This window comes from Flavobacterium acetivorans (assembly GCF_020911885.1).
Classification (GTDB): Bacteria; Bacteroidota; Bacteroidia; order Flavobacteriales; family Flavobacteriaceae; genus Flavobacterium; species Flavobacterium acetivorans.
This window is the reverse complement of record NZ_CP087132.1, coordinates 3,054,295-3,072,585: the sequence shown is the minus strand read 5'-3', so window position 1 is coordinate 3,072,585 and position 18,291 is coordinate 3,054,295. Positions and strand designations below refer to the sequence as shown.

Genomic DNA, 18,291 nt, shown 5'->3' with positions numbered 1-18,291 from the left:
GTGAATTATAAATTAGGTGTTGTTCGGTTGACAAACTGCGACTGAACACTGATTACTGCAAACTAACCAGTTTATCCACGCTCCAGGCTTCTGGTTTAGCATTGAACAATTTTTTGGTAAAAGTCCAAACTTCATTAAATAATTCTGATTGTCTATAGTTTTCTAGATCTGCTTCGGTTTCCCAATAACTATAGGTAAAAAAGATGCTTTTATTATTTTTATCCTGATACAGTTCCAGAAAACGATTTCCTGGAGCATGGCGGATTTTTTCTTTTACTGATTCAAAATTTTCCAGGAATGCAGGAATATTTTCTTCAGAGAAACTCATTTTTACTATGCGTACAAACATTGTCTATTTTTTAAACCCTAAAGTTATTTATTGTTTAATCTACTTTGAAAATCTTAATTAGTAACCTGAAATTATAATACTCAATTCTTAAACTGAATAGAAACCACATCTCTGTAATTCAATCCTAAGAGACTGTTTGCCGATCCTACGTTTGAAGGATTGCTACGAAAAACGGCAATTTCCAGAAAACCGGCTTCATTGAAAATGGCTAATTTTTCCCCTTCGTAATTCTTTATAGGATATTTGTCAGAGCTGGCTATGGCGGAATAATTGGGCAAAATGGTTTTGATGTTCTTGGTCTTCATTAGGATTTCATAAGGACGGCCTTTGGCCACTTCCAGGAATTGTTTTTTACTGATATTAGTGACTACATTACCAAAATGATCAATATAAATAACATGCCCTTTCAGCATGTTATTATCATCTGAGGCCACCGCTTTCAGTTCCGTAATTTGTTTGATTGCATTGATTTCTTTGCCAATGACACTTAACGAACCGCCTTTGGCAATATGACAAGCCACCTTTACAAAAACATCTAAATCGGTTGCTTCACTGGGAAGTCGATCATGGATGTTAATGGAAACGATTTTTTGAGGGACAATTTTTTGCGAAAGCATGCTTAAAATACCATTATCGGCAGCAATAAAAAAAGAATCATTCCATTGCATGGCGATATGTTGGTTTTCTTTATTTAATTCCAAATCCACACCAATGAGATGAACAGTTCCTTTTGGAAAACTGGAATAGGAAGCGCTAATAATGTAACTGGCTTCAACGGTGTTGAATGGGTCAATATCGTGCGAAATATCGATAATTTGAGCTTCTGAATATTCAGATAGAATTTTCCCTTTTAACGCACCTACAAAGTGGTCTTTCAAGCCGTAATCGGTAGTAAGGGTAATTATTGACATAATTTTGTTTATAACTATTGGTGGAATCTAAAACTAATTTTCATTAAATTTGAGAAATGCAAAGCTAATAATAGTAAATTCAAAAAAGCAAAAAAGCAAAAACAAATTCTAAATATTAACCAAATAAAACCGAGGTTTTAAATCAAGGTAGATTGATTTGATAGATTGAATAATTTAAATATAAAACTACAACTTTTGAACGAAAGAATAATCGAGCTCATAGACATCGCTCCAAAAGAGTTTTGGGGCGCTCAAGACACTCATCTTGATACTATTAAAAAATACTATCCAAAATTAAAAATAGTTGCCAGAGGAACAACTTTAAAAGCTTTTGGAGAAAAAGAAATTCTGGACGAGTTCGAAAAACGTTTTCAACGATTGATGTTGCATTTTTCCAGATACAATACTATAGATAATAATGTTATAGAACGCGTTATTTTAGGTGACGGACAAGATGATAGAAATATAATCAGCAATGATAAAATTCTTGTGCATGGCGTAGGGGGCAAAATCATTAAAGCCATGACAGCTAACCAGCAATTACTGGTTGATACGATGAATAAAAACGATATGGTTTTTGCTGTTGGACCCGCAGGTACCGGAAAAACATATACGGGTGTGGCTATGGCAATTAAAGCTTTGAAGGAAAAGCAAGTAAAACGCATTATCTTAACACGTCCGGCGGTGGAAGCAGGCGAAAATCTGGGCTTTCTTCCCGGAGATATGAAAGAAAAGCTAGATCCTTATATGCAACCGCTTTATGATGCCCTGCGCGATATGTTGCCCAATGAAAAACTGGAGGATTACATTTTAAAAGGGATAATCCAGATAGCACCATTAGCATTCATGCGCGGAAGAACACTCGATAACGCTTTCGTCATTCTGGACGAAGCCCAAAACACCACGCATTCCCAAATGAAAATGTTTTTGACCCGTATGGGGAAAAACGCCAAGTTCATGGTGACTGGCGATCCGGGTCAGGTCGATTTGCCAAGAAGAACTATTTCCGGACTCAAAGAAGCCTTGCTAGTCTTGAAAGATATTGACGGAATTGGAATCATTTATCTGGATGACAAAGACATTGTTCGTCACAGATTGGTCAAAAAAGTGATTGATGCGTACAAGCAAATTGAGAATAACGATTAAAAAACAATTAAAAAGATATAAAGCATTCGTTTTTATGGGGACTTTTAATTAAAGATTCAGTAAAAGCGAATGTTTTTTTGTTGACTTAGTTAATTTATGTTAAATAAAAAGTAAAGTTTTGCCTATTTATCTCACATTGAGCCCGTTTTTTTGGTTCTCGGAATCCAAAACAATAAATTTGCAACTCATAAATATTTGATGCCCAATATGAATTCAGAATTAAAAAAAATCAAAGTAGTAATTAGTGATTTAGACGGAACTTTACTCACACCAGAACATAAAATATCAGAATATACCAAAACCATTTTTCAAGAACTGCACAACCAAAATTACCTAATAATTGTTGCCACAGGCCGCCATCACTTAGATGCAATGTCGATAGTTGAAACTTTGGGCTGTCCGGTTTATTTGGTGACATCAAATGGAGCCCGAATTCATTCGCCCGAAAACGAACTGCTTTTTTCTTTAGATCTGCAAAGTGAGCTTGTGAAATCGGTTTTCGATTTAGAAATTGATCCTGAAATTACCGCAGTTTTGTTTAAGGAAGACATTTGGCAAACTAACAAACACAATGAAAAGCTAAACGATTTTCAGAAAGAATCAAAGTATTTGCCTGAAATAGTTGATTTTAGTTCACTGGAAGATTTTGGAGGCATAAAATTTTTCTTTACACATGACAATCATCAAACATTGTTAGATTTGAAAGATAGAATTTTAGAGAACCATTCGGATCATTTCTGTCATGCTTTCAGCTTGCCTTTTTGTTTGGAGTTCATGCACAAGTCAGTGGATAAAAGTGTGGCAATTGCCAAAATTTTAGAGAAAGAAGCTTTTACTTTTGAAGAAGCAATCGCTTTTGGCGATGGATTCAATGATGAAAAAATGTTACTATCAACCGGAAGAGGCCTGATAATGGGCAATGCTCCGGATAATTTTAAAAATAAATTATCGCATTTAGAAGTGATTGCGACGAATGAGAAAGATGGTGTTGCAAAATATTTGGTAGAGAAAGTATTGAGTACTAATGTTTCATTTGCAGTTTAATACAAAATAGGAAAACATTTTTTTTATAGCTTTCAAAGTGTATTTTTGTGTAAATTTAATCACACAAAATAATGACTAAAAAACTTTTTAGACTTGCATTTTTATTAATTGCGGTAGCTGGGCAAAGCCAGAATCTGAAGTTAGAAGAAATAATGAAAGGCGACATTTTTATAGGTTCCCAACCTTCAAATGAGCGCTGGTCTTTGGATGGAAAAAAAATATACTTTGAATGGAATCCGAATAATGAGTTAGGAGAAAGTACTTATTTTTGGGAGAAAACGATTGGAAAACCGCAGCTTGCGACTGAAAAGGAAGCAGCGTTTTCCAAACAGAATTTTAAACAATATCCAGGCTCTGATTTAGTTTACTATATAGAAAAAGGAGCTTTATATTCTTATTCGATAAAAAATAAAATCACTAAGAAACTACTACAACAATCCAATCCTATTTCAAATTTACAACTGGGATTTGAGAATGGGGTTTTGTTTTTTGAACAAAATGACAATCTTTTAAAATTCAATACTAAAGAAGGTACAATAGTACAAATTACGAATTTTAAAACAGGAAAAGGACAAGATGCTGTTTCAGATAAAGAAGATTCCTTTTTGAAGGCGCAACAAAAAGAGTTGTTTCAATTTATTAGAGATCAGGAAGCCAAGAAAAAGTGGAATACGGCCAAAGCGGATGCGAATAAGTCGGATTTTCCAAAAGCCTATTTTTCAGGCAAAAATGAATTTGAAAGTTTAAAAATGAGTCCCAAAGGAGATTTTGCGACTTTCAGACTTCGTGAAGTGAAGGAAAGTAAAAGTGAAAAAATGGAAGTTTTTATCACTGCTGATGGCTACAATCAATCTCCAAATACCAAAGCAAAAGTATCAACTTCGAATTTAACGAGTAGTAAATTTGGAATTTATTCTGTTACCAAGGATTCGGTTTATTTGGTGGATTTTTCCAAATTGAGTCATATTCAAGAGGTTCCTGAATATTATAAATTATACGATAATCTTAAAAATAAGGAGAAAGTAAACAAGTTAATTTTTGTACAATCTCCGGTTTATAACAACGATGGCTCTTATGCTGTTTCCGAAATTAGAAGCTTAGATAATAAGGACAGATGGCTTGTAAAACTAAATTTAGAAAAAGGAAGCTTTGAAGAAATTGATTATCAGCATGACGAGGCTTGGATAGGAGGCCCCGGAATTCCTTCTTATGAATACAGTTCTGGAACCTTGGATTTTCTTGGGGATAATGAAACGATTTATTTTCAATCGGAAGCAACAGGGTATTCCCATTTATATACTTACAATTTAAAATCAAAAAAGAAGGAACAACTAACCCAAGGGAATTGGGAAGTTCGTGATGTTAAGTTATCAAAAGATAAAAAAAACTTTTATTTAACAACTAACACAACCCATCCCGGAAATCGTAATTTCTATAAATTGGCTGCTTCCGAAGGAATATTACAAGCTATTTTGACCAATGACGGAGCCTATGAGGTAAGCTTATCTCCGGATGAAACTTCTCTTTTAGTTCGTTATTCGTATAAAAACAAGCCTTGGGAATTGTATGTTGCTGACAATAAAAAAAATCCAGCGCTGCGTCAGCTGACTTTTTCTACGACAGAAGAATTCAAAGCGTATCCTTGGCGTTCTCCCGAAGTAATCACTTTCAAAGCGCAAGATGGTACTGATGTTCATGCAAGATTGTATAAGCCAGAAACTAATAAAGCCAATAAAGCAGCAATTCTTTTTGTTCATGGAGCGGGTTATTTGCAAAACGCCCATAATCATTGGAGTACTTACCATAGAGAATACATGTTTCATAACTTATTGACCGATTTAGGATATACGGTTTTGGATATTGATTACAGAGGAAGTGATGGATACGGGCGTGATTTTAGAACAGGAATTTACCGTTTCATGGGAGGTAAGGATTTGAGTGATCAGATAGATGGTAAGAATTATTTAGTTGAAAATTTTGGAATCGATGCCAATAGAGTTGGTATTTACGGAGGATCTTATGGCGGTTTTATTACTTTGATGGGAATGCTTACTACACCAAAAGAGTTTGCTTCTGGAGCTGCTTTGCGTTCCGTTACAGACTGGGCGCATTACAATCACGGTTATACAGGAAATATTCTGAATTTTCCGGAAACCGATCCAGATGCTTATAAAAAGAGTTCTCCAATTTATTTTGCCGATAATTTACAAGGAAATTTACTGATGCTTCACGGAATGGTAGATAATAATGTAGAGTACAAAGATGTAGTGCGTTTGTCACAGCGATTCATCGAGTTAGGAAAGAAAAACTGGAGTCTTTCTTCTTTTCCTGTGGAAGCACATGGTTTTAAGGAAACCTATTCTTGGGTAGATGAGTACAGTAGGATTTTAGATTTATTCAATAGCACGCTCCTTAAAAAATAGTGTGTTTAAAGGGCTCAATAATGTTTCAACAATTTTGTGTATCTCTTAGAAACAACCTATTTTTGCAAAAACAACAACACAACACTTATACTGATGAGTAATACAATTACAAGCACTAATTTTAATTTTCCCAATCAAAAATCGGTTTACCGAGGTAAGGTGAGAGAAGTTTATAATATTAACGATGATCTTTTAGTAATGGTGGCTACTGACAGGCTTTCGGCTTTTGACGTTGTTCTGCCAAAAGGGATTCCGTACAAAGGGCAAATTCTAAATCAGATTGCTACTAAAATGATGGAATTGACTCAGGATATTGTGCCAAACTGGTTGATTGCGACTCCGGATCCAAGCGTTGCTGTTGGGCATTTGTGTGAACCTTTTAAAGTAGAAATGGTGATTCGTGGTTATTTGTCAGGTCATGCTTCACGCGAATATGCTCTTGGCAAAAGAACAATTTGTGGCGTGACTATGGCTGAAGGTTTAAAAGAAAACGATAAGTTTCCAGAACCAATTATTACCCCGACCACAAAAGCGGATAACGGAGAACATGATGCCGATATTTCTAGAGAAGATATTTTATCGAAAGGAATTGTTACCGAAGAGGATTATTTGGTTTTAGAAAAATATACCAGAGCTTTATTTCAAAGAGGAACTGAAATTGCTGCCAGTCGCGGATTGATCTTGGTTGATACCAAATACGAATTTGGAAAGACTAAAGAAGGTGTTATTGTTTTGATTGACGAAATTCATACACCGGATTCTTCTCGTTATTTCTATGCCGAAGGTTATCAGGAAAGACAAGATAAAGGCGAAGAACAAAAACAATTGTCGAAAGAATTTGTACGTCGTTGGTTGATCGAAAATGGTTTTCAAGGATTGGAAGGGCAACAAATCCCGGATATGACTGACGAATATATTGAAACTGTTTCCGAGAGATATATCGAATTATACGAGAATATTCTTGGAGAAAAATTCGTAAAAGCTGATATTTCAAATATTAATGAGCGAATCGAGAAAAACGTTTTGGCTTATTTAGCAAAGAGATAATTTAGATAAAAATATATAATGTTAAAAAACCGCAGTTCAAATTTAGAATTGCGGTTTTTTCGTTTTGTATATAGTCAAATCTATTTTTCCATTTTGGCTTTTAGATTATCGAGTCCTTGTTGTAAATCTTTGCCAATCATTTCGTCCATTTTCATAAATGGAAGCATAATATTAATTGGGTAAGGAATTGTTCCGTTGATTCCCCATTTAACTTTAGTTTGATTAGCGGAAACCATTTCGGTCGACATAAAACCCATTGCGGTATCGTTCATCGGTTCTTTAAAACGAAGTTCAAAATCAAGACGTTTTCCTTCGGTGATTTTGGTAATTTCCTGCTCACCAATTCCTACTTCTTTTACTTCGCTTTCCCAAGCCGAAATAGCGCCAACAGTTCCGTCAGTCCCTTTAAAAGTTGATTTCATATTAGGATCAATAGTAGCCCAAACACTAAATTCATTTTGATTTTTTAAGTATTTCACATAATTAAAAACAGAATCAATAGGTTTGTTGATGGTAACTTCTCTTTCTACGGAGTATTTTTTAGGCATAAAAAGTGCAATAATAAGTGCTAGGGCTATAATTCCCAAAAGTCCAAAAAAGATTTTTTTGATGATATTCATAGTTTTTAAATTAAGGTTAATGCTTATTTTGATTTAATAAATTTTGATTCGTAACAATCGATCCAGTTATCAACCGATATTTTTTGCATCAACTCGCCAATTAAATCAAAGGGAATTTGATCCATTTTTTTGAACCGAATGCAGCTTTTTCCCATATCTAATTTTTGATTGCTGTGTTTGGGATATTCATCGACAAACCATTGTAATAATTGAGGATTGGCGTAAATTCCCATGTGATAAAGAGCGATGAAATTTTTTTGGGAGGCAATATTTACAAATGGCAAAGGTAATTTTGGGTTGCAATGGTATCCTTTTGGATATAAATCATGAGGGACAAGATAGCCAATCATTCCATAACTCATTTGTTCAATAAATCCTTTTGGAATATTATTCAAAATTGTTTCCCGAAGTTTGAGAAATGCTGGTTTTCTTTCTTCTGGAATATCGGTTAAGTAGTCCTTAATAGTTGAAGCTGCTGATTGCATTTTTTAGTAAAGTTAAAAATATTTTTGTGATTTAGTAATGATTTACTGTAACATATTGGCTTTTTTGTCGTCTCAATTAGAAATGAATTGCGTTTTTATTTTTTTTGTATTAAGCCAATGTTAATATTGTGTTAAATATAGTACTTTGCTAAGCATAGTAATAGTTTTTAATCTACATTTGTAAGAGTTTATGAATCATTTAAATATTTAAAATCAATCAATCAAAAACAATCATCATGAAAAAATCAATCATTTATTTAGGAGTAGCTTTAATGGCTTTTGCAAATGTTTCTTTGGCTTCCAATCAAAAGTCATTGAACGTCGAAAAGAATTTAGTTAGTAATTACGGTACTGCAACACCTTTGAGTGTAGCAATAAGTAAAGGTGACCTAGAAATTGTGAAAAAATTTATAGAATATGGAGCTGATGTTAATGAAAAAGCAAATGGTATGACGCCTTTGATGATAGCGGCGCGTTACAACAAAGTTGAAATTATAAAGCTTTTATTGTCTAAAGGAGCCAATTTAAAGGATAAAGATGAAAAAGGTTTTACGGCTTTGAAATATGCCGAATTATCTAATGCTACAGATGCAGTTTCTGTTTTGAAGCAATAGTATCTGCTAAAAGTAGTATAGAAGTAATTAAAAAAGCATCACTATGATTTCATAATGATGCTTTTTGTTTTTAATTAATTGGAGATTGTGATTTTAGGTTTCAGTGGGATTAGCCCCTTAAAATATTATTTAAAATAAGAAAACGTTTCTTCGTTTTCTAGTTTTAGTAATGTTTCATATATCAGTTTGATCACATTTTCGACATCCTCGCGATGTACCATTTCTACAGTTGTATGCATGTAGCGCAAAGGTAAAGAGATTAGTGCGGAGGCAACTCCGCCATTACTGTAAGCAAATGCATCGGTGTCGGTTCCTGTAACACGTGAAGAAGCCAATCGCTGGAACGGAATTTCTTTGGCCATGGCAGTTTCTAAAATCAATTCTCTCAAATTATTTTGAACCGCCGGTGCATAAGTCACCACAGGACCTTTTCCTATTTTTGTTTCGCCTTCAATTTTCTTATCAATCATTGGAGTAGTGGAGTCGTGGCATACATCGGTAACAATTGCTACGTTTGGCTTGATGGTTTTGGTAATCATTTCGGCACCGCGCAATCCTACTTCTTCTTGAACGGAATTAGTAATGTATAATCCAAAAGGAAGTTTGATGTTGTTTTCATGGAGCAAACGCGCCACTTCGGCAATCATAAATCCCCCCATGCGGTTATCTATGGCGCGACAAACAAATTTGTTTTCGTTCAATATTATGAATTCGTCAGGATAGGTGATAACGCAACCTACGTGAACTCCCATTTTGTCCACTTGTTCTTTGGTCTCGCAGCCAATGTCGATGAAGAGATTGTCAACTTTAGCCACTTCTTCTTTGCTTCTGTTGCGAGTATGAATTGCTGGCCAACCGAAAACACCTTTTACAATACCTTTTTTAGTGTGAATGTTCACGCGTTTTGATGGTGCAATTTGGTGATCTGAACCGCCATTTCGAATTACATAAATTAATCCATCATCAGTAATGTAGTTTACGTACCATGAAATTTCATCAGCATGGCCTTCAATTACTACCTTGTATGGAGCATCCGGATTAATAACACCAACTGCTGTTCCGTAAGTGTCTGTTATAAATGTATCAACATAAGGTTTTAAATAATCCATCCATAATTTTTGCCCCTCGGCTTCAAATCCGGTCGGTGAAGCATTATTTAAATATTGCTCTAAAAATGTGATAGAGGATTCTTTTAATATCGATTTTGTGCTCATAAAATATTTTTTTGCTAAATTATAAATTTGGTATTACAGTTGTATATATAATGTATAATTTTACATTTAAATTTTTCTATATGAAGTTTGTCAATTTTCTGCTTTTCATCTTTTTTATATCTATAACAGTTCGCGGACAGGTTGTTTCTAAAGATACCGTAAAAATGGGTTATACATTAAAAGATTCGGATGAAATTCTTAATGATACGATTCAACTGGAAGAGATAGTTGTTTCTAAAGAAAAGCTAGACCCGGATGCTAAGAAGCAATTTCTTCTTTTACAAAGCAGAGTGTATAAAACCTATCCTTATGCTAAATTAGCCTCAGAAAGATTAACTATGTTGAATAAAGGCATGGCAAGTTTAAAGACTAATAAAGAGAAAAAACGATATTTTAAAATTGTAGAAACTTATCTCAATGATGAATTTGAAGCTAAGCTTAAAAAGCTCTCTCGTAGTCAGGGGCGAATTTTAGTAAAATTGATCCATCGTCAAACAGGGACTACTACTTATGAGCTAGTGAAGACATTAAAGAGTGGTTGGAAAGCTTTTTGGTCTAATACTGCCGCGAGTATGTTTGATATTAATTTAAAATCGGAATATGCGCCTTTTGAAGTCAACGAGGATTTTTTAATTGAAACCATACTCAATAGGGCTTTTGAATCAGGAAGGTTACAAAACCAGCCGCCTGCAAATCCGGTCAACATGGATAATTTAAATGATTTTTGGGAATCCAAAGCTAAAAAGTTAAAGTCGTAGCATTTCACGATTGTGTGATACCTTATGTATATTTAGTTTTAAAAAAGTCAAAGTCGTAGCATGTACTTTCTATTCGCTACAATCTTCCGGTCCGATTTTGATTGTTTTTTATGGTCAAAGTGCTTCTTTTTCATAAAAAGAGTTTTAAAGTTTAAGATGCTGCGATTTCAAGACACACGTTTTCAGATGGTTAAAAATAAAGTTTTAAAAAGGGTAAAAATACTTGTTCAAAAGTATTGTTTAAGCGAATAAAGGTGGTACTTTTGCACCCGCAACAGCGACAAAGTTCATTAAGATATTGCCGGTTATTATTTGATTTAGGGATTAAGGTTTCTAAAATAAAAATCAAAAAAAGCTTGTGAGATTTGAATTGGCTTATTACATTTGCACCCCGCAAAATATGCAAAGTTCCTTGAGAGATTGGTAAGAAAGATTAAAGAAAAGAGGTTTAAAACTTCGAAAAAAAACTTTAAATTTTTCTTGCGAGATTAAAAAGAAGTTGTACTTTTGCACCCGCTTCGAGAAACACACTAAGTGAGTTATACGAGACGAAAAAAAAGATAAGACACGTTCCTAGACATATTGAATTGACAGCCGTTTTAAGAGAGATCTTAAAACAAAAGAATAAGAGTAATAGAATCGATAGATTATAATAAAACCACTAGATCTTCAGTCAAACATAAATAGAATCAAAGCAATTTGATTCGCATAATATACGATGAAGAGTTTGATCCTGGCTCAGGATGAACGCTAGCGGCAGGCTTAACACATGCAAGTCGAGGGGTATTGGTTTTCGAACCAAGAGACCGGCGCACGGGTGCGTAACGCGTATGCAATCTACCTTTCACAGAGGGATAGCCCAGAGAAATTTGGATTAATACCTCATAGTATACTGAGTTGGCATCAACTTAGTATTAAAGTCACAACGGTGAAAGATGAGCATGCGTCCCATTAGCTAGTTGGTAAGGTAACGGCTTACCAAGGCTACGATGGGTAGGGGTCCTGAGAGGGAGATCCCCCACACTGGTACTGAGACACGGACCAGACTCCTACGGGAGGCAGCAGTGAGGAATATTGGACAATGGGCGCAAGCCTGATCCAGCCATGCCGCGTGCAGGATGACGGTCCTATGGATTGTAAACTGCTTTTATACGAGAAGAAACACTGGTTCGTGAACCAGCTTGACGGTATCGTAAGAATAAGGATCGGCTAACTCCGTGCCAGCAGCCGCGGTAATACGGAGGATCCAAGCGTTATCCGGAATCATTGGGTTTAAAGGGTCCGTAGGCGGTTTAGTAAGTCAGTGGTGAAAGCCCATCGCTCAACGGTGGAACGGCCATTGATACTGCTAAACTTGAATTATTAGGAAGTAACTAGAATATGTAGTGTAGCGGTGAAATGCTTAGAGATTACATGGAATACCAATTGCGAAGGCAGGTTACTACTAATTGATTGACGCTGATGGACGAAAGCGTGGGTAGCGAACAGGATTAGATACCCTGGTAGTCCACGCCGTAAACGATGGATACTAGCTGTTGGGGGCAACTTCAGTGGCTAAGCGAAAGTGATAAGTATCCCACCTGGGGAGTACGTTCGCAAGAATGAAACTCAAAGGAATTGACGGGGGCCCGCACAAGCGGTGGAGCATGTGGTTTAATTCGATGATACGCGAGGAACCTTACCAAGGCTTAAATGTAGATTGACCGGTTTGGAAACAGACTTTTCGCAAGACAATTTACAAGGTGCTGCATGGTTGTCGTCAGCTCGTGCCGTGAGGTGTCAGGTTAAGTCCTATAACGAGCGCAACCCCTGTTGTTAGTTGCCAGCGAGTCATGTCGGGAACTCTAACAAGACTGCCAGTGTAAACTGTGAGGAAGGTGGGGATGACGTCAAATCATCACGGCCCTTACGCCTTGGGCTACACACGTGCTACAATGGCCGGTACAGAGAGCAGCCACTGGGCGACCAGGAGCGAATCTATAAAACCGGTCACAGTTCGGATCGGAGTCTGCAACTCGACTCCGTGAAGCTGGAATCGCTAGTAATCGGATATCAGCCATGATCCGGTGAATACGTTCCCGGGCCTTGTACACACCGCCCGTCAAGCCATGGAAGCTGGGGGTGCCTGAAGTCGGTGACCGCAAGGAGCTGCCTAGGGTAAAACTGGTAACTAGGGCTAAGTCGTAACAAGGTAGCCGTACCGGAAGGTGCGGCTGGAACACCTCCTTTCTAGAGCCTTATTGTTAGTTGATTTATCAACACGTTAAGGAAAGAGACGAAAAGAGAATTTGGAAAATATTTAAAGAATTTATTGCTCTTGCTGTTAATTTAAAAAATAATGAAAATTAAGTAAAAACAGAGTCTCGTAGCTCAGCTGGTTAGAGTACTACACTGATAATGTAGGGGTCGGCAGTTCGAGTCTGCCCGGGACTACTTTTTAAGTTGTTAATTATGAATTGTAAATTATAAAAAACAAAATAAAAAACTGAAAAGCTTAGTAAAAAAGGAAATTTTAGAGGTTGAGTAACCGTTTTAAGTGCTGTTAACTGAAAACTGTTAACTGACAACTAAAAAATGGGGGATTAGCTCAGCTGGCTAGAGCGCCTGCCTTGCACGCAGGAGGTCAACGGTTCGACTCCGTTATTCTCCACAAAAGAAGTGGTCAGAAAAAAAGTGATCAGTGTTCGGGTAAAACTGAATACTAAAAACTGTAGACTGAACACTGAATCAAAGTTCATTGACATATTGAGATAAGAAAAATATTAAAAGTAGAAAGCGTTTTTTACTATTAGTAGTAAAAGACAAACAAAAACGGTCTTAATTAATTTTAAGATTGGTACAATAAGCAAAATAAGGGCGTATGGGGGATGCCTTGGCTCTCAGAGGCGATGAAAGGCGTGATAAGCTGCGAAAAGCTACGGGGATGGGCACACACCAATTGATCCGTAGATACCTGAATGGGGCAACCCACTATGTTGAAGACATAGTACACCGATAGGTGGGCAAACCCGCTGAACTGAAACATCTAAGTAGGCGGAGGAGAAGAAAACAAAAGTGATTCCGTAAGTAGTGGCGAGCGAACGCGGATTAGCCCAAACCAATGTTGTTACGGCAATGTTGGGGTTGTAGGACCACGACATTTCTTGCACGAGGAACTAGAATCTACTGGAAAGTAGAACCATAGAGGGTGATAGTCCTGTATAGGTAACAAGTGTAAAGGATAGTGGTATCCTGAGTAGGGCGGGGCACGTGAAACCCTGTCTGAATTTGGCGGGACCATCCGCTAAGGCTAAATACTCCTGAGAGACCGATAGTGAACCAGTACCGTGAGGGAAAGGTGAAAAGAACCGTGAATAACGGAGTGAAATAGATCCTGAAACCATACGCTTACAAGCGGTCGGAGCCCTTTCGTGGGGTGACGGCGTGCCTTTTGCATAATGAGCCTACGAGTTAACGTTGCTGGCAAGGATAAGTGGTTAAGCCACGGATCCGTAGCGAAAGCGAGTCTGAATAGGGCGCTTTAGTCAGTAGTGTTAGACGCGAAACCGTGTGATCTACCCATGGACAGGTTGAAGCTGTGGTAACACACAGTGGAGGACCGAACCCGTTGACGTTGAAAAGTCTTGGGATGATCTGTGGGTAGGGGTGAAAGGCCAATCAAACTCGGAAATAGCTCGTACTCCCCGAAATGCATTTAGGTGCAGCGTTAGTTATAAAGTTATATAGAGGTAGAGCTACTGATTGGATGCGGGGGCTTCACCGCCTACCAATTCCTGACAAACTCCGAATGCTATATAATGTTCACTAACAGTGAGGGCTTGGGTGCTAAGGTCCAAGTCCGAGAGGGAAAGAACCCAGACCATCAGCTAAGGTCCCCAAATATATACTAAGTTGAAAGAACGCGGTTTGTCTGCATAGACAGCTAGGATGTTGGCTTGGAAGCAGCCATTCATTTAAAGAGTGCGTAACAGCTCACTAGTCGAGCGGACGAGCATGGATAATAATCGGGCATAAGTATATTACCGAAGCTATGGATTTACAATTTATTGTAAGTGGTAGGGGAGCATTCTAACAGGGTAGAAGGTGTGTTGTAAAGCATGCTGGACTGGTTAGAAAAGAAAATGTAGGCATAAGTAACGATAATGCGGGCGAGAAACCCGCACACCGAAAGACTAAGGTTTCCACAGCTATGCTAATCAGCTGTGGGTTAGTCGGGACCTAAGGCGAACCCGAAAGGGACAGTCGATGGCCAACGGGTTAATATTCCCGTACTACTGTTAACTGTGATGGGGTGACGGAGTGATGAAAGTGCCGCGAACTGACGGAATAGTTCGTTGAAGTACCTACCTATAAGACCCGCAGGCAAATCCACGGGTTTTGGGGAAATACGATAGTACTCGGCGTCTTCGGACAAAGAGATAGTGCACCTAAGGGCTTCCAAGAAAAACCTCTAAACTTCAGGTTAATAGTACCCGTACCGCAAACCGACACAGGTAGTCGAGATGAGAATTCTAAGGTGCTCGAGAGATTCATGGCTAAGGAATTAGGCAAAATAGACCCGTAACTTCGGGAGAAGGGTCGCCAGCAGCAATGCTGGCCGCAGTGAAGAGGTCCAGGCGACTGTTTATCAAAAACACAGGGCTCTGCAAAATCGTAAGATGAAGTATAGGGCCTGACACCTGCCCGGTGCTGGAAGGTTAAGAGGAGATGTTATCTTCGGAGAAGCATTGAATTGAAGCCCCAGTAAACGGCGGCCGTAACTATAACGGTCCTAAGGTAGCGAAATTCCTTGTCGGGTAAGTTCCGACCTGCACGAATGGTGTAACGATCTGGACACTGTCTCAGCCATGAGCTCGGTGAAATTGTAGTAACGGTGAAGATGCCGTTTACCCGCAGTGGGACGAAAAGACCCTGTGCACCTTTACTATAGCTTAGTATTGACCTTGGATAAATGATGTGTAGGATAGGTTGGAGACTGTGAAGTGGCGTCGCTAGGCGTTGTGGAGTCATTGTTGAAATACAACCCTTTGTTTATCTGAGGCCTAACCCCGCGATTGCGGGGGACATTGCTTGGTGGGTAGTTTGACTGGGGTGGTCGCCTCCAAAAGAGTAACGGAGGCTTCTAAAGGTTCCCTCAGTACGCTTGGTAACCGTGCGTAGAGTGCAATGGCATAAGGGAGCTTGACTGAGAGACATACAGGTCGATCAGGTACGAAAGTAGAGCATAGTGATCCGGTGGTTCCGCATGGAAGGGCCATCGCTCAAAGGATAAAAGGTACGCCGGGGATAACAGGCTGATCTCCCCCAAGAGCTCATATCGACGGGGGGGTTTGGCACCTCGATGTCGGCTCGTCACATCCTGGGGCTGGAGAAGGTCCCAAGGGTTGGGCTGTTCGCCCATTAAAGTGGCACGCGAGCTGGGTTCAGAACGTCGTGAGACAGTTCGGTCTCTATCTACTGTGGGCGCAAGAAATTTGAGTGGATCTGATTCTAGTACGAGAGGACCGAATTGGACAAACCTCTAGTGTATCTGTTGTCACGCCAGTGGCACTGCAGAGTAGCTACGTTTGGAAGGGATAAGCGCTGAAAGCATATAAGCGCGAAACCCACCACAAGATGAGATTTCTTTTAAGGATCGTGGGAGATGACCACGTTGATAGGCTATAGATGTAAAGGCAGTAATGTCATAGTCGAGTAGTACTAATAATCCGTAAGCTTATGTACACCCTTTTCCTCCCGAGCAATCGGGAGGGAGAAACTTTCTAAAAATAAATTTACTTTTCTTTATCTCAGTATGTTAAGATATTGCAGCAAAGCTGCGTTTAAAGTTTGAAGTTTAATGTTACAAGTTGTTAACTTGAAACTATAAAAACTTGAAACTCCTTAAACAATAATCTTAAGGTGGTTATTGCGGCGGGGCTCACCTCTTCCCATCCCGAACAGAGTAGTTAAGCCCGCCAGCGCAGATGGTACTGCAATTATGTGGGAGAGTATGTCGTCGCCTTTCTTTAAAAACCTCATTCTATGAATGAGGTTTTTTATTCTTACTTCGATTTTTGTCAAGTAAAAGGTACCTTAGCTCAGATGGTAGAGCAATGGACTGAAAATCCATGTGTCCCTGGTTCGATCCCTGGAGGTACCACATCATGCTCGGATGGTGAAATTGGTAGACACGCTGGACTTAAAATCCAGTGAACAGCAATGTTCGTGCGGGTTCAAGTCCCGCTCTGAGTACTAAAAACTTCAGCTAGCTGAAGTTTTTTTATTTAAAGAAAATATGTTTTTTAATATTTTTTTGGGGTCAAGTGCAAAACGGATCATGGGATCAAGCGCAAAAGTTGGGGGATTAGGCAAAAAGATTAGATAATCTGAACAAGAAGAAATCTATTTTCCTTACTCCTCTAAACTGACTTCTAAAGGCTTTTATTTTTGCATTGAAAGATTCAGCAGAAGCATTGGTCCTTCTATTATCAAAGTAGTTTAAGATTGACCGGTAATTGAAAGTTATAGTATTGAGTAGAATATTGAAGTTTTTAAAACCAGATTCCTCTACATTCCTATACCAATGTGCTAGTTTAGTCATCGCAATGTGCTTGTCATTGTTGCTATTGTAGATACCTCGAAGTTGTTGGCTTAGATAATAGGCTGTTTTTATATCTGGATATAGTCCAAATAATAATTGAGCTCTTTCATTTTGATTCTCAGTCCATTTTTCGCGAGATTTATAAAGTGCATATCGACTCCTGGCTAATAGCTGTTTTACAGAGTCACCGTTAGCTAAGAGCTCCGGAATATAGGTTTGATTCTCTCTTTTGGCTTGCAATATCAATTGATTCTCAAAATCCATAGCCTCCCATCGATGTTTAATCCTAATCTCTTGTAAGGCTTCCAGTGCCAGTTTTTGGACATGAAATCTATCTGTTACCTGTGTGGCTTTAGGGAAACATCTTTTAGAGATCAATTTCATAGAATTAGCCATGTCAAGTGTTATTTCTTTGACACAGCTTCTCTTCTTGTAATCAATCTTTCTGATATGTTCTATGACTTTATCTGCCTTTGTTCCAGCAACAATGGCAACTAAGGAACCTTTTTTACCTTTGAACTTCTTGTTGGTTACAATAGTGTAAAGTTCACCCTGAGACAAAGCTACTTCGTCAATTGATAAATGGGTGCCCATATTTTCAGGGTAAACAATCCATTGATGTGCATGTTCTCGTGGAGCCCAAGCATTAAAGGAACTCAGGTGTTTTTTATATTGTCGTTGGAGTTTCTTTCCGTTGACTCCGAAGAAACCACCAATGGTGTGACAATCAGTAGCACTCTTATCTATTAATTTCTTTTAAAAAAGCCGCAAACTCTTGAGTCATGCGGGTTCCTTTAGCAACTAAATTCCAATCTCTTTTAAGAATTTCGCCTGTTGTCTTATTTGTCCAGCGACGTCTTTTTATATGTAGATATACATATTTACCTCTGAGAGGGAAATCCTGAATGGTTATCTCATCCTGAAAGCCCTTTGATACTAGTTCCAGTGTATCAAATTCTTTTGGAGGCTTGGCATTCTCTTCAAAATATAGGTGTACTATTTCTTCTGTGTTAGTAGAAGAAACCACTTCAAAGTGATCTACTAAAAAGTCAGGTAACATGAATTTTAAAAGGTCTATTGGGGGCATCTCTCATTCT

General features: G+C 38.1%; 13 protein-coding genes, 4 tRNA genes and 3 rRNA genes. 13 read left to right on the top strand and 7 right to left on the bottom strand.

The window, feature by feature from the left end; all coding sequences use genetic code 11:
• Positions 1 to 52: 52 nt before the first annotated feature.
• On the bottom strand, positions 53 to 349 hold the full coding sequence (locus LNP19_RS13290; RefSeq protein ID WP_230062383.1) for a putative quinol monooxygenase: 297 nt from the start codon (positions 347 to 349) through the stop codon (positions 53 to 55).
• A gap of 80 nt (positions 350 to 429) precedes the next feature.
• Positions 430 to 1,260 (bottom strand): SAM hydrolase/SAM-dependent halogenase family protein, encoded by an 831-nt coding sequence (locus tag LNP19_RS13285; protein ID WP_230062382.1) that lies wholly within the window; start codon positions 1,258 to 1,260, stop codon positions 430 to 432.
• Between the two features lie 195 nt (positions 1,261 to 1,455).
• Here LNP19_RS13285 and LNP19_RS13280 point away from each other — a divergent pair, with 195 nt between their 5' ends.
• The 4 genes from LNP19_RS13280 (at position 1,456) to LNP19_RS13265 (ending at position 6,920) form a co-directional block, all read left to right on the top strand.
• Positions 1,456 to 2,406 carry a PhoH family protein gene (locus tag LNP19_RS13280; protein WP_230062381.1) on the top strand — a complete coding sequence of 317 codons (951 nt, stop codon included), beginning with the start codon at positions 1,456 to 1,458 and terminating at the stop codon, positions 2,404 to 2,406.
• A gap of 207 nt (positions 2,407 to 2,613) precedes the next feature.
• Complete coding sequence (locus LNP19_RS13275) at positions 2,614 to 3,450, top strand: Cof-type HAD-IIB family hydrolase (RefSeq protein WP_346432213.1); 837 nt, start codon at positions 2,614 to 2,616, stop codon at positions 3,448 to 3,450.
• Between the two features lie 71 nt (positions 3,451 to 3,521).
• Positions 3,522 to 5,873, top strand: coding sequence for a S9 family peptidase (locus LNP19_RS13270; protein ID WP_230062380.1), 2,352 nt, complete (start codon positions 3,522 to 3,524; stop codon positions 5,871 to 5,873).
• A gap of 93 nt (positions 5,874 to 5,966) precedes the next feature.
• Complete coding sequence (locus LNP19_RS13265; protein ID WP_230062379.1) at positions 5,967 to 6,920, top strand: phosphoribosylaminoimidazolesuccinocarboxamide synthase; 954 nt, start codon at positions 5,967 to 5,969, stop codon at positions 6,918 to 6,920.
• A gap of 80 nt (positions 6,921 to 7,000) precedes the next feature.
• On the opposite strand, the gene LNP19_RS13260 is transcribed toward LNP19_RS13265, so the two are convergent.
• Entirely contained in the window at positions 7,001 to 7,540 is a 540-nt protein-coding gene (locus tag LNP19_RS13260; RefSeq protein WP_230062378.1) for an SRPBCC family protein, read from the bottom strand.
• A 23-nt stretch (positions 7,541 to 7,563) separates the two neighbouring features.
• The gene (locus LNP19_RS13255) at positions 7,564 to 8,025 is read right to left on the bottom strand and encodes a DUF1801 domain-containing protein (RefSeq protein WP_230062377.1); all 462 of its coding nucleotides are present in this window, start codon (positions 8,023 to 8,025) and stop codon (positions 7,564 to 7,566) included.
• 236 nt (positions 8,026 to 8,261) lie between these two features.
• On the opposite strand from LNP19_RS13255, the gene LNP19_RS13250 reads away from it, so the two are divergent.
• Positions 8,262 to 8,639, top strand: coding sequence for an ankyrin repeat domain-containing protein (locus tag LNP19_RS13250; RefSeq protein ID WP_230062376.1), 378 nt, complete (start codon positions 8,262 to 8,264; stop codon positions 8,637 to 8,639).
• Between the two features lie 125 nt (positions 8,640 to 8,764).
• Here LNP19_RS13250 and LNP19_RS13245 read toward each other — a convergent pair whose 3' ends face one another.
• The gene (locus tag LNP19_RS13245; protein WP_230062375.1) at positions 8,765 to 9,853 is read right to left on the bottom strand and encodes a M42 family metallopeptidase; all 1,089 of its coding nucleotides are present in this window, start codon (positions 9,851 to 9,853) and stop codon (positions 8,765 to 8,767) included.
• An 80-nt stretch (positions 9,854 to 9,933) separates the two neighbouring features.
• Here LNP19_RS13245 and LNP19_RS13240 point away from each other — a divergent pair, with 80 nt between their 5' ends.
• From LNP19_RS13240 to LNP19_RS13205, 8 genes are all read left to right on the top strand, one after another.
• On the top strand, positions 9,934 to 10,611 hold the full coding sequence (locus LNP19_RS13240; protein ID WP_230062374.1) for a DUF4294 domain-containing protein: 678 nt from the start codon (positions 9,934 to 9,936) through the stop codon (positions 10,609 to 10,611).
• A 715-nt stretch (positions 10,612 to 11,326) separates the two neighbouring features.
• A 16S ribosomal RNA gene (locus tag LNP19_RS13235) occupies positions 11,327 to 12,840 on the top strand.
• A 130-nt stretch (positions 12,841 to 12,970) separates the two neighbouring features.
• Positions 12,971 to 13,044, top strand: a tRNA-Ile gene (locus LNP19_RS13230).
• A gap of 143 nt (positions 13,045 to 13,187) precedes the next feature.
• Positions 13,188 to 13,261: transfer RNA gene (locus tag LNP19_RS13225), tRNA-Ala, on the top strand.
• 189 nt (positions 13,262 to 13,450) lie between these two features.
• Positions 13,451 to 16,335 (top strand): 23S ribosomal RNA (locus LNP19_RS13220).
• Positions 16,336 to 16,508: 173 nt separating this feature from the next.
• Positions 16,509 to 16,618 (top strand): 5S ribosomal RNA (gene rrf, locus LNP19_RS13215).
• Together the 16S, 23S and 5S rRNA genes with 4 tRNA genes alongside form the textbook arrangement of a ribosomal RNA operon.
• Before the next feature lie 62 nt (positions 16,619 to 16,680).
• Positions 16,681 to 16,753: transfer RNA gene (locus tag LNP19_RS13210), tRNA-Phe, on the top strand.
• Between the two features lie 6 nt (positions 16,754 to 16,759).
• Positions 16,760 to 16,845: transfer RNA gene (locus LNP19_RS13205), tRNA-Leu, on the top strand.
• Between the two features lie 112 nt (positions 16,846 to 16,957).
• Here the strand turns inward: LNP19_RS13205 and LNP19_RS13200 are convergent.
• Together LNP19_RS13200 and LNP19_RS13195 are read right to left on the bottom strand one after the other, a co-directional pair.
• On the bottom strand, positions 16,958 to 17,911 hold the full coding sequence (locus LNP19_RS13200; RefSeq protein ID WP_428979057.1) for an ISAon1 family transposase: 954 nt from the start codon (positions 17,909 to 17,911) through the stop codon (positions 16,958 to 16,960).
• 22 nt (positions 17,912 to 17,933) lie between these two features.
• Positions 17,934 to 18,254, bottom strand: coding sequence for an ISAon1 family transposase N-terminal region protein (locus LNP19_RS13195; protein WP_230061469.1), 321 nt, complete (start codon positions 18,252 to 18,254; stop codon positions 17,934 to 17,936).
• Positions 18,255 to 18,291 lie beyond the last annotated feature (37 nt).